Source organism: Rhodoferax sp. OV413 (assembly GCF_900104385.1).
Taxonomy (GTDB): domain Bacteria; phylum Pseudomonadota; class Gammaproteobacteria; order Burkholderiales; family Burkholderiaceae_C; genus Rhodoferax_B.
Window position 1 is genome coordinate 850,807 of record NZ_FNJA01000001.1, and the last position, 12,450, is coordinate 863,256.

Sequence of the window (12,450 nt, forward strand, 5' to 3'; positions counted from 1 at the left end):
TTTTATAGCTGCTTGCGCAAATAGCATAAGCGCCAGAGGCACTTTTTATCTACAAATACGGGCTCATGGTGGCGCCGGATACAGCGCGTTCACCAGCTGGGCCAGCCGGGCGCCGGCCTTGCTGAGCTGCAGGGTTTGCAGCTGCTCGCGCCGGGCGCGGTAGGCGTCTTCGTCGTCGAATACCGCGGTCCAGATCCGGCCGCCCTTGGGCGTTGCAGCCGGGCTCAGCGACAGGCCGTCAAATGCCAGGTGCGACACCCGCAAGGTATCGCTGGCCCAGGTCTGTGCCCAGCGCGCGGGCGGGGTGCGGCTCAAGCGCAGCGCCCGCGCTTGCTGCAGCATGCGGGGCGGAATCGCGTCGGCCCGCAGGCCGTCGGGAATATCGTCCCACAGCGCATGCAGATTGCCGCCGCGCGCCAGCTCAATGCTGTTGCCGCCCCGGGTCTCAAAAGCCGCGGAGCCACCGGGCGCGTCCGGGTCGATGGGCTGGGCGTCGGCGTCCAGGTACAGCGCGCCCACATGCAGCGGCTGGTGCAGGTCGCCCACCCAATGGGCCAGCAACAGCAAGGCTTCGGCCCGGGTTTTGAGGTTGAACGGCGGCGGCACCGGCCGGCCCTGCAGCTGGGCGATGGCGGCGTTGACCGCATGCACCAGGTCGTGATCGTTGGTTCCCACAAAGCCCATCTTGTAGCGGTCGCGCTGGTAGGCCACATCGGTGTAGTGGTAGACCTTGTGGCAATCGCGCCGCTGGCCGCAGCTGTCCCAGTTGCGGGCCACGAAGTCCTGCATGGCGCGGATACCGGCCGGCGTTTCGAAGCGCGCACAGGCCGGCGAAGCCCAGCGCTCGTCCACCGCGTATTCAAAGCCGTGCGCGCCCAGGTTCACACCCTTGGCGCAGTCGGCCCAGGGCCCGGCCTGCGCCAGGCGCAGCCCCAGGTCGTGTTGCAGCCCCGCTCGGGCCTGCGGCGTCAGCAGCTGGTCGGCAATCGCGCCCACCACCGCATGGCCCTGGTGGCCCCACGCCCGGGCGGGTGCCGGCAGCAGGGCCAGCCATGCCAGCCAGCACGCGCCAAGCGCATGCCAACCCAGCGTCCACCCTTGTCTCTTCTTTCTTGCATCCATTCCGTATGCTATCAATTTAAAAGCACGTTACGCGCCAGGGATAAGCGCTGAAACAGTTTTTTACTACGCCACCCAAAGCACGGCAGCATGGATCGCCAGGCCGGCCAAGCCGCCCACCAGGGTGCCGCTGATGCGAATGAACTGCAGGTCGCGGCCCACGCTGAGCTCCAATTCCTGCACCAGTTGCCGGTCGTCCCAGCCCTTGATGGTCTGCGAGATATGGGCCGTCACGCCCGAGCGCAAGCTCAGCGCCAGTTGGCCGGCAGCCGCCATCACATGTTCGTTGATGGCCTCGCGCAGGCTGGCGTCGCTGGCCAGCCGCTCGCCCACGGTGCGCAGCGCGCCCTCCAGGTTGCGGGCGATGGCCGATTGCGGATCGGCCAGGTCGGCCTGCAACAGCTGCTTGATGTCGGTCCATAAGGAGGCGACGAAATTGCGCAGTGCCGGGTCGGTCAGGGCCTTCTCCTTCAAGTCGTCGCAGGCCTGGCGCAGGGCCGGGTCGTCGCGCAGACGCGTGATGTATTCGCTCAGCCAGGCCTCATAGCGCAGGCGCACCGGGTGTTCGGGCTGGGCCAGCACCTCGCGCAACTCCTCTAGCGCCGAGGCGCTGAGCTTCTCGGCCATGCTGTCCGCCATTTTGGAGGTGGAGGCCACCGCGTCCACCATGCCCACCACCTTGGGCCACTCCTTGCGCACATGCTTGAGCAGCAGCTGCGCCACGGTGGCCTTCACCTCGTCCTGCGCCAGGTATTCGCCCACCTTGACCAGCCCGGCATCCAGCAGCGCGTCGTGGCGCCCGCCCTGCGTCAACAGGCCCAGCACCTCGCCGGCCGTGGCCGCAGCATCCCAACGCCGCGCCTGCGCCACCACCAGCTCCAGGGTGGCGCGCTGCATGCGCTCGTCATCAAACATGTTCAAAGTGCCCAGCGCCCAGCCGCGCGCCTCCTGCACCCAAAAGCCCACCCGTGCCGGGTCGCGCAGCCATTCGCCCAGGCGCTGCGCCGGGTCCAGCACGGCCAGCTTGGCCAACAGGGTTTTCGGGTCCAGAAAATGGTCGCGCACAAAGTCGGCTAGGCTGTCGGCAATCCGCTCCTTGCTCTGCGGAATGATGGCCGTGTGCGGCAGCGGAATCCCCAGCGGATGGCGGAACAGTGCTACCACCGCAAACCAGTCGGCCAGCGCGCCGACGGCCGATGCTTCGCAAAACGCCCGCAGCCAACCCCAGCCCCCCAGCCCGCCCATCCAGTGGCTGAGCAGCAGGCCGCAGAGCGAAGCCAGCAGCAGCGCGATGGCGAACCATTGCATGCGGCGTAAAGACTGGCGGCGGGGATCAGGGATGGATGCCATGGTCGGAGCATAGCCGCTCCCACCACGGCACATTCTGATACAAATTTAATAGCAGCTTGCGCAGCTGGAATATGCGCTGGCGGCCGGTTTTATTTAAATTTCATGCCTGCGCCTTGTAGGCCCGCCAGCCGCCAAAGGCGGTGATGTCGCGCGCACCGTCCAACCCCGACGGTTCGCAGATGAAGCCCGCGACCGATGTGCCATCGGCCAGCAAAGTCCGGCCAATCCCCAGCGGCGCCGGGATGCCGTCCACGAAGCTGCCGAACTGCGCGCCGGGCAGCTCCCACACTTCCACTTCGATGGCGGCACCACTTTCGGCCACACGGACCAGGCCTGGGCGCTTGCCATCGGGCAAGGCGTAGAGACGGTATTCGGGTGCCGTCGTGGTGCGCTGCACCAGTCGCGCGCCGCGGCTGGTGAGCTGCGGGTTCAGCGGCTGGCCTTGCAGATGGGCGCCACAAACCGCTACCTGGATCTGGCCGTACGGGACAGCCTTGGTCGCTGTAAACGTGACTGCCGCATGGCCAGTGGCGCCCAGCGTCGCCGCCCTGCCCTGCAGGCTCTGCTGCCAGCGCTGCGCCAGGTGCAGCAGCGGCTGGTCCTGGTGCGCCGGCGCCACGAAGGTAATGCCGAACGGCAGGCCATCAACGCGGAACCCGGCGGGCACGGCGATGGCCGCGTAGTCCAGCAGGTTGACGAAGTTGGTGTAGACGCCGAAGTCGCTGTTGCGGGCGATCGGCTCGGCCAGCATTGTGTCTATGCGGTGGATGGTCGGCGCGGTCGGCAGCAGCATGCAGTCGATGTAGGCCCAGACGACGGCGCAACGTTGCGCCAAAGCCCGCAACTTGTACTGGGCGGCAAACGCATCGGCGGCCAGCGGCTTGGCGCCGCCGAGCGTGATCTCGCGGGTCACCGGAAACACCGCATCCGGCTGCGCGTCAATGAAGGCGCGGATGGCCTGGTAGCGCTCTGCGACCCACGGGCCTTCGTAGAGCAAGCGCGCGGTCTCAAAAAAGGGCTCGAAGTCGATCTCGACCAGCTCGGCGCCCAGCGCCAATGCATGGGCGCGGGCCTCTTCGAAGCACTGGGCATAGCCGCTGTCGCCCAGGAACTGCAGTTGGTCGGCACGCGGCACACCCAGGCGTGGCCGAACGGCGCGGCCGAAGTCATGGCCGTGCGGCTGCGCCGGCCGCGCATACGCGTCCTGTGCGTCGTAGCCATGGGCGACGGCGAACACCTGCTGCGCGTCGTCGGCCGTCAGCGCGAAGATCGACACCGCATCCAGCGAGCGGCAGGCCGGCACCACGCCACTGGTGGACAGCAGGCCCAGGCTGGGTTTCAGGCCAACCAGGTTGTTGAAGCCCGCCGGCACGCGGCCGGAACCGGCGGTATCGGTGCCCAGCGAAAAACTCACATGGCCCAACGCGACTGACACGGCCGAGCCGGCACTGGAGCCGCCCGACACATAGTCGGGGTTGAAGGAATTACGGCAGGCGCCATACGGCGAGCGCGTGCCGTTCAGACCGGTGGCGAACTGGTCCAGATTCGTCTTGCCGATGGCGATGGCGCCCGCATCCAGCAGGCGTTGCACCACGAAGGCGCTGGCCTCGGGTATGTAGGCGTAGGCCGGGCAACCAGCGGTGGTGGGCACGCCGGCCAGGTCGATGTTGTCCTTGATGGCGAAAGGCACGCCCCACAGTGGCAGGCCCTCGGCGCCGCGGTCCATCAAGGCCTGGGCGCGGGCACGCAAGCTTGTGGCGTCGATGCGGTGAATCCACGCTTTATGCGGGTCGTCACCAATGGCGGTGATGACCTGCTCCACCATCTGCAACGGGCTGAGGCTGCCGTCGCGGTAGGCCTGCTGCAACGCGCCAAGGCTGAGGGGAATATCTGTCTTGTTCATGCTTGTGCTCCCTGGATCACCACCACGTCCTGCCCTGCCGCCACGCCGCTGCCCTCGCGGCAAGCGAGGCGCCACACCGTGCCGGCACAGGGCGCGGCGACGGTGAATTCCATCTTCATCGACTCGATGACCAGCAGCGCATCGCCCTCGGCCACGCTGTCGCCTTCGGCCACCAAGACTTTCCACACGCTGCCGGGAACGGCGCTGGCCACGCTGCGGGCGCCGGGGGGTAGGTCGTCTTGCGAGACAGCAGCGTCCATCGCTTCGGGTTCGCTCAGGTATTCGGCCTGGCCGGCCACGCGCCAGCGCTCGCGTTCTTCCTCAAACGCATTGCCTTGCAGCGCACGGAAGGCGGCGATGTCGTTGGCGTTGTCGGCCAGGAAGCTGCGGTAGTCGTGCAGGCTGAACGTGCCCTCCTCCACCCGCAGCGGGTAGCGGCCAGCGGGGAAATCGCGGCGGATCTGCAGCAGCTCTTCCTCGCCCACCGGGTAGAAACGGATCTGGTCGAAGAAACGCAGCAGCCAAGGCTTGCCGGGCTCAAAAGCCGGTGCGCCACTGGATGCATCGCGCCAGCGGTTCCACATCTGCAAGGTGCGGCCGACGAACTGGTAGCCACCCGGCCCTTCCATGCCGTAGACACACATATAGGCGCCGCCTATGCCGACGGCGTTCTCCGGCGTCCAGGTGCGGGCCGGGTTGTACTTGGTGGTCACCAGGCGGTGCCGCGGGTCCAGCGGCGTGGCTACCGGCGCACCCAGGTAGACATCGCCCAGGCCCAGCACCAGGTAGCGCGCGTCGAACACAGTCCGCTGCACTTCGGCAATGCTGTCCAGACCATTGATGCGGCGGATGAACTCGATATTGCTCGGGCACCAGGGCGCATCGGGCCGCACCGACTGCATGTATTTCTCGATCGCCAAGCGCGTCGCGCTGTCGTCCCAGCTGAGCGGCAGGTACACGGTGCGCGACGGCACGACCAGGTCGTCGGTATCGCCCAGCGCATCGTCTGCTACAAAAATCGCAGCTATCAGCGCAGATACATCCAGCGCCAGCGGCTCAAAATGTATTTGAAGTGAACGGATGCCGGGCGTCAGGTCGACGATGCCAGGCAGGTTTTGCGCCTGCAGGGACTGCATCAGGCCGTGCACTCTCAACCGCAGCGCGATGTCCAGCACCGCGTCGCCCAGCTCGACCAATACATAGCGGTCGCCGGCCTGGCGCAGCACCAGCGCCGGGCGCTCGCCCTGCGCGGCGCGCTGGGCCAGGATAGGCGAACCTACCGCTTCACTGCGCTGCGCAATCGCGGGCGGGCTCCAGGCCAGATCGGCAATGCGGCGCTCTTGCGCGGCGTGCAGGACCAGGGCTTCGTCGGCGGTGACGCAGCGGAAACGCACCGTATCTCCGGGGCGCAGCTGGCCCATCTTCCAGCGCTCGCTGGCCAACACCACAGCGGGGCAGACAAAGCCGCCCAGGCTGGGGCCGTCGGGGCCGAGAATGACGGGCATGTCGCCAGTGAAGTCGATGGCGCCGATCGCGTAGGCGTTGTCGTGGATGTTGGACGGGTGCAGCCCCGCCTCGCCGCCGTCGCGCCTCGCCCATTCGGGCTTGGGGCCGATGAGCCGCACGCCCGTGCGGCTGGAGTTGTAGTGCACCTGCCAAGCGGTGCCGAAGAACATTTGCACGTCGGCATCGGTGAAGAAATCCGGCGCGCCATGCGGGCCGTAGAGCACGGCGATGTCCCAGTGGTTCTGGTAGACCGGCACCACCTGGGCCGGCAAAGCCGCCAACGGCTCGACAACGGCATCCACGCCTATGTGCAGCATGTCGCCGACCCGCAGCGTGCGTCCGGCGTGGCCGCCGAACTGGCCCAAGGTGAAGGTGGAGCGACTGCCCAGGTACAACGGCACATCCAGCCCGCCACGCAGCGCCAGATAGGTGCGCGCGCCCGCGCCCTGAACCGCGCCTAGCTTCAGCACGCTGCCAGCCTTGACCATGTGCGACTGCCACAGCGGCAGTGCCAGGCCGTCTACGCTGACGGCCATGGCTGCGCCGCAGACTGCAATGACCGTATCGGCATGCAAGCGCAGGCTGGGGCCGCTGAGTGTGCATTCCAGCGCCGCCGCATCCGGCGCATTGCCAACCAGCCGGTTCGCCAGGCGCATCGCCAGGCCGTCCATCGGCCCGCTCGGCGGCACGCCGACCGCCCAGTAGCCGACGCGGCCCGGGTGGTCTTGCACGGTGGTCTGCACGCCGGCGTCCAGCACCTCCAGCGCCTGCGGCTGGTAGTGCAGATCGGCCAGGCTGCGCGTGACCATCAAGCCATCGACAAACACCGGGGCGACGGCAACGGTGCGCAGGTAGCGCAGATTGGTTTCTATGCCCGCCAGCCGCGTGGCCGCCAGGGCGGCCTGCAGCTTGGCGACGGCATCGGCGCGGTCGCTGCCGGTGACGATCAACTTGGCGATCATCGGGTCGTAGTTGGGCGGTACTTCGCTACCCGTCGCGACCCAGGTTTCGATGCGCGCATCTGTAGGGAAAACCACTTCGGTCAAACCACCAGCACACGGCTGGAAGTTGCGCGCCGGGTCTTCGGCATACAAGCGCACTTGGATCGATGCGCCCTGCGGCGCAGGCACATCCAGCGTGAAATCATCGCCCCGCGCCAGCTGCAGCATCCAGGCCACCAGGTCCACGCCGGTCACCTGCTCGGTCACGCCGTGCTCCACCTGCAGGCGGGTGTTGACCTCCAAGAAATAGAAAGCGCCGGTGTCGGCGTCCAGCACGTATTCCACCGTGCCGGCACTGCGGTAGTTCACGGCCTCGGCCAGGCGCACGGCGGTCTGTTGCAAGGCGGCGCGGGTGGCGTCCGACAGGCCGGGCGCCGGGGTTTCTTCGATGACCTTCTGGTTGCGCCGCTGGGCCGAACAGTCGCGCTCGCCCAGGGAAACCACCTGGCCTTTACCGTCACCGAACAGCTGCACCTCGATGTGGCGCGCACGTTCGACGAACTTCTCCAGGAACAGGCCGGCATCCTTGAAGTTGGCTTGCGCCAAACGCTGCACCGCCTCAAAGGCTGGTGCCATTTCGGCATCGCTGCGGATCAGCCGCATGCCGATGCCGCCACCGCCGGCCGTGCTCTTCAGCATCACCGGGTAGCCAATCCGCGCGGCCTCGCTCTGCGCCTGGGCTAGGTCGGCCAGCAGACCGCTGCCGGGCAGCAAGGGCACGCCCTGGGCCTCGGCCAGCGCGCGGGCGGTGTGCTTGAGGCCGAAGGCGCGCATCTGCGCCGGCGTGGGGCCGACGAAGGCGATGCCGGCGTCTTCACAGGCCTGGGCGAAGTCCGGGTTCTCGGACAAAAAGCCGTAGCCGGGGTGGATGGCGCCCGCGCCGGTGGCCCGCGCCGCGTCGAGGATGCGCTGCGGGTCCAGATAGCTTTGCGCGGCCGGCGCCGGGCCGATGCAGACGCTGGCATCGGCCATAGCCACGTGCAGTGAATCGGCATCGGCCTCGGAATACACGGCCACCGAGCGCAGGCCCAAGGCCCGCAGGCTGCGGATCACGCGGCAGGCGATGGCGCCGCGGTTGGCGATCAAAACGGTATCGAACATGGGGTGGTCCCTCATGGGGCGGGTCGTCCCGCCAGGTCAATGGCGCACCACGAGCCGTCCCGTGGGCAAAATTTAAGGAAAATCGGGCTCTGGCGCAGATAACACCTGCGCCAGCAGCTACGGATTCAATAGCAACTCAATCCCAGACCAATAAGCGGATCGGCGTCGGGTTGTAGCCATTGCAGGGGTTGTTCAGCTGCGGGCAGTTAGAGATCAGCACCACCACGTCCATCTCGGCGCGCAGCTCCACGTACTTGCCGGCTCCGGAGATGCCGTCTTCAAAGCTCAGGTGGCCCTCGGGCGTCACCGGCACGTTCATGAAGAAGTTGATGTTGGGTGCGATGTCACGTTTGCCCAAGCCCAGCACGCCCGCCTCGTGGCAGTGGCAGAGCGCGTGCATGAAGCTGTCGCGGCAGCTGTGCATGGGGCGCTTGTCCAAGGCGTAGCGCACGGTGTTGCTCTCGCTGGAGCAGGCGCCGCCCAGGGTGTCGTGGCGGCCACAGGTATCGGCCGTGATCGTCAACATGACCCGGCCTTCGCTGGAGTACAGCCGCGAGCCCAGGCCCAGGTAGAGCTGACCGTTGCGGGCAATGGTGTCGGCCGCGCTGTAGCGCTCCTCGGCATTGGCGGCGCTGTAGAACAGCGTGTCCACCGCCTGGTTACCTTCGAGGTCGAGGATGCGCAGGGTTTGGCCCGCACGCACGGTGGCCATCCACGGATCGCCTGCCAGGCAGGTCTGGTCGAGTACGGCGGTGGCCGGGCTCAATGGGCTTTCCAAAAGCTTGCTCATGCTGCGACTCCTACGTAGCGCTCGGTGTTGGTGAAGGCGCGGCCGTTCTGTGCGCACTGGTTGCGGCAAGCGTCGTCTGCCGCTACAGCGTCAGCGCGGTAAGCGCTGAGCTGCACGTCAGCGGGCGCATACGTGGTGCTTGCATCCAGTGGATGCGGTGCGCTGCTGAGCACGACCAGGGTGTCCATCTCGAAGCGCAGATCGACATGGCTGCCGGCAAGGCTGTGGCCCGGAACGTGGCTGAGTGCGCCATCGGCATCGGGCACCACCTTGCTGAAGAAGTTGACGCTGGGCACCAGGTCGCGCGCGCCGAGTCCCCACTTGGCGAGTTCGATCAGCAGGTTGTCGCGGCCGTTGCGGTGCATGGCGTTGCGGTGCTGCTGGTAGCGCTTTTCGCCGTACTGGGCCAGCACCATGGCCGCGTCGCTGACGCCGCACCAGGTGTCGTGCCAGCCCAGGCTGTCGGCCGTAATGGAGCACAGCACGCGGCCCATGTCGGACTGGCAGACATAGCCGGCGGTGAGGAAGGCGGTGTGCTGCGACTTCAAGGTGTCGGGCATGTTGTAGCGCTCCAGCGGCTGCTCGGCGTTAAAGAACAGCGCGGAGACATTCGCGCCGCCTTGCAGGTCGGTCAGGCGCAAAGCGGTGCCGCGGCGCAGGCGGCCAGACCAGTGGTTGCCGCCGGGAAGGTGTTCCTCCCACAACAGACGGTTAGCGGGGATGGGGTTCATACAGGGTTCCTTTCGTCGGCCATTTGCGTGAGTTTTTGCAATTGGTCCAGGTCGGTTTTCATGCCCGAGGTCTCGCGGATGCGGTCCAGCAGCTGGCGCTTCAGGCGCAGGAATTCGGGCGCCAGCTTCATGTCCTGCTCGCGCTTGGCTGGCAGTGGTACGTCGTAGACCGAGTCGATGCGGCCGGGCCGCGGCGCCATCAGCACCACGCGGTGGCCGAGGTAGATGGCCTCTTCCACGTCGTGCGTGACGAAGACGATGGTGGTGCGCTCCAGGCGGTGCACGTGCAAGATCAGGTCGTGCATCACCTCGCGGGTCTGCGCGTCCAGCGCGCCAAAGGGCTCGTCCATCAGCAGGATTTGCGGCTTGCCCATCAGCGCCCGGGCAATCGCCACGCGTTGCTGCATGCCACCCGACAGCTGGTTCGGATAGGCCTGGGCCGAGGCCGTCAGCCCCATCAGTTGCAGCAGTGCGTCGGCGCGGCCGGACGCGGCTTCGACATCGGCGCTGCTACGGTCGCGGGTCTGGGCGCTCAGCTGGCGGCAGAAGCGGATGTTCTCCGCCACGCGCAGCCAGGGGTACAGGCTGTAGTGCTGGAACACCATGGCCCGGTCCTGGCCTGGCCCAGTGATGGGCCGGCCGTCGACCAGCACATCGCCCTTGCTATGGGTTTCCAGCCCGGCCAGCGTGCGCAGCAAGGTGGACTTGCCGCAGCCCGAAGCGCCCACAAGCGTGACGAACTCGTTGTTGGAGATGCCCAGGTTCACGTCGTTCAACGCGGTGGTCTGGCCGAAATACTTCCAGACGTTTTTGCATTCGATCTTCATCATTTCAGCGTCCATGCATCCAAGGAAAAGCCTTGCGGTGCAGCAGGCGGAACAGCTGGTCGATAGCCAGGCCGATGCAGCCGATCAGCAAGATGCCGGCAAAGATCTTGTCGGTCTGCAGGAAGCGCTGGGCCTTCAGAATCGCAAAGCCCAGGCCCGAATTCGCAGCCACCAGTTCGGCGACGACCAGATAGGTCCAGGCCCAGCCCATGGTGATGCGCAAGGTGTCCAGCAGCGCGGGCTTGGCCGACGGCAGGATCACCTTCTCCAGCACCTCGCGCCGGGTCGCGCCCATGGTCTGCGCGGCCTCGATCTGCGCCATCGGCACGCGGCGCACGTCCTCGGCCACCATCAACACCATCTGGAAGAAAGTGCCGATGAAGATGATCGCCACCTTGGCGCCTTCGTCGATGCCCACCCACAGCATCACCAGCGGGATGAAGGCCACGGCCGGCATGTAGCGGATGAAGTCGGTCAGCGGCTCCAGCAGCGCCTGCACCGCGCGCCAGCTGCCGATCAGCAGGCCCAGCGGCAGCGCCAGCAGGGCCGACAGCGCCCAGCCGGTGACCACACGCAGGGTGCTAATGGCGGCGTCTCCCAGCAAGTCGTCTTCCATGGCCCAGGTGAGGATGCGCGCCACCACCTTTTGCGGACCCGGCAAGAACACCGGGCTGACGCCGGCAAACGCGCTCAGCAGCGCCCAGCCCAGCAGCGGAACCACCAGGCCGGCGAGCGCGAGCAAGCCGTAACTGCGACGCGAGATCGCCAGTCTTATCGACCACATGGGGACGACCTACTTCAGCGCATCTTGGACCAGCGTGCCGTCTATGCCCTTGGCGGCATCGGGCTTGCCGTCGATCAGCTTGTACTGGGTCAAAAAGGCGGCGATGGTCGGCGCGGTGCTGGACAGCGACAAGGGGTTCTTGACATCAAAGGCCTGGGTGTTGGCGGCGGCGTCGAAGAACTTGGTGCCAGGCAGGAACACGGTGTATTCCTCGGGCGACATGCTGACCACCTTGGACATGATCTTGGCGGCTTCGGCGGGCTGTTCGCGGATGAATTTCTCGGTCTCGAACCAGGCCTTGATCATGCCGACCAGCTCCTTGCGCTTGGTCTGGATGGCCTTGTCTTGCGCCACCAGCAGGTCGGGCACCAGGCCTGGCATGTCCTTGGATGTGAACAGTGGCTTGCCCTTGCCGCTGGCTTCGATCTGGTGCACCCAGGGGTTCCACAGCACGGCCGCATCGACCTTGCCACTGATGAAAGCGGCAGCGGCATCGCCGGCCGACAGATTCACGATCTTCACGTCGCCCAGCTTCATGCCGTTCTTGGCCAGCGCGGTGGCCAGCACGAAGTGCGAGATGCTGTACTGCTCCAGCGCCACCTTCTTGCCCTTGAGCTGGGCGAAGGAGGTGATCTTGGGGCCGACCATCAGAGCGTCGTTGCCGGCCGAGTTGTCGTTCACAAGAATGGCTTTGAGTGGCAGGCCCTTGGCCAGAGGGCCCAGTGTGTCAGACCAGGTTTGCGAATTCGCATCCAGCTGGCCGGACGACAGCGCGCCAATGGAGTCGGTGTAGTTGGCGAACCAGACCAGCTTGACGTCGGCGCCGTGCTTCTTGAAGAAGCCTTTTTGCTCGGCCACGTACCAGGCGACCCAGCCCGGCCAGTCGGACAGGCCGACCTTGACTTCGGCTGCAGCCGGCGTGGCGACGCTGGTGGCAGCCACACCGGCCAGCACCATGCAGGCGCCAGCGACGCTGCGTTTGAACGCGCGGGAAATCGACAGGAAAGAAGAAGACATAGCAGGGCTCCAGGTTGAGGGACAAATGCGGGAGACCACCTCGATTACGAAGTGAACCTCCCGGGCTTTTGTCCCGCCGTGGAGCCTGCAGCGGTATGGGCCGCTGTTGGCCGACTGCTCTCGGACCAGACACCGCTCGAATGCATCAAGCGGCCGGAACCCTAGCGGTCATTTGTAGAAGCAATCCAGTGTGGCTGCCCCCGCGGCATAGGAGCATGCAAATTCGGTGCCAGTTCGGCCAGAGCCGCCAATTGCGGGCACGGCCCAATGGGAGGGCTGGTATAGCGGGTGGACGCAGCCCGGTACAACTGCCGCAGCCGC

The 12,450-nt window shown here is 66.4% G+C and carries 9 protein-coding genes and 1 riboswitch; all 9 genes read right to left on the reverse strand.

Features of this window, described 5'->3' with window-relative positions:
* Nucleotides 1–63: 63 nt before the first annotated feature.
* Nucleotides 64–1,122: a S1/P1 nuclease gene (locus BLT66_RS03910; protein ID WP_092755902.1), complete on the reverse strand. Its 1,059-nt coding sequence runs from the start codon at nt 1,120–1,122 to the stop codon at nt 64–66.
* 63 nt (nt 1,123–1,185) lie between these two features.
* Nucleotides 1,186–2,469 carry a DUF445 domain-containing protein gene (locus BLT66_RS03915; RefSeq protein WP_092755903.1) on the reverse strand — a complete coding sequence of 428 codons (1,284 nt, stop codon included), beginning with the start codon at nt 2,467–2,469 and terminating at the stop codon, nt 1,186–1,188.
* Between the two features lie 100 nt (nt 2,470–2,569).
* Nucleotides 2,570–4,372 carry an allophanate hydrolase gene (atzF, locus tag BLT66_RS03920; RefSeq protein ID WP_092755905.1) on the reverse strand — a complete coding sequence of 601 codons (1,803 nt, stop codon included), beginning with the start codon at nt 4,370–4,372 and terminating at the stop codon, nt 2,570–2,572.
* Nucleotides 4,369–7,980 (reverse strand): urea carboxylase, encoded by a 3,612-nt coding sequence (uca, locus tag BLT66_RS03925; protein ID WP_092755907.1) that lies wholly within the window; start codon nt 7,978–7,980, stop codon nt 4,369–4,371. Before uca ends, atzF begins: the two co-directional genes overlap by 4 nt.
* A gap of 136 nt (nt 7,981–8,116) precedes the next feature.
* The gene (locus tag BLT66_RS03930) at nt 8,117–8,770 is read right to left on the reverse strand and encodes an urea amidolyase associated protein UAAP2 (protein WP_092755909.1); all 654 of its coding nucleotides are present in this window, start codon (nt 8,768–8,770) and stop codon (nt 8,117–8,119) included.
* Nucleotides 8,767–9,501, reverse strand: coding sequence for an urea amidolyase associated protein UAAP1 (locus BLT66_RS03935; RefSeq protein WP_092755911.1), 735 nt, complete (start codon nt 9,499–9,501; stop codon nt 8,767–8,769). Before BLT66_RS03935 ends, BLT66_RS03930 begins: the two co-directional genes overlap by 4 nt.
* Complete coding sequence (locus tag BLT66_RS03940; RefSeq protein ID WP_092757001.1) at nt 9,498–10,328, reverse strand: ABC transporter ATP-binding protein; 831 nt, start codon at nt 10,326–10,328, stop codon at nt 9,498–9,500. The genes BLT66_RS03935 and BLT66_RS03940 overlap by 4 nt, the downstream gene beginning before the upstream one ends.
* Before the next feature lie 4 nt (nt 10,329–10,332).
* On the reverse strand, nt 10,333–11,112 hold the full coding sequence (locus BLT66_RS03945) for an ABC transporter permease (RefSeq protein ID WP_092755913.1): 780 nt from the start codon (nt 11,110–11,112) through the stop codon (nt 10,333–10,335).
* A 9-nt stretch (nt 11,113–11,121) separates the two neighbouring features.
* The gene (locus BLT66_RS03950; RefSeq protein ID WP_092755915.1) at nt 11,122–12,129 is read right to left on the reverse strand and encodes an ABC transporter substrate-binding protein; all 1,008 of its coding nucleotides are present in this window, start codon (nt 12,127–12,129) and stop codon (nt 11,122–11,124) included.
* 55 nt (nt 12,130–12,184) lie between these two features.
* A riboswitch (guanidine-I (ykkC/yxkD leader) is annotated at nt 12,185–12,305 on the reverse strand.
* Between the last annotated feature and the right edge of the window lie 145 nt (nt 12,306–12,450).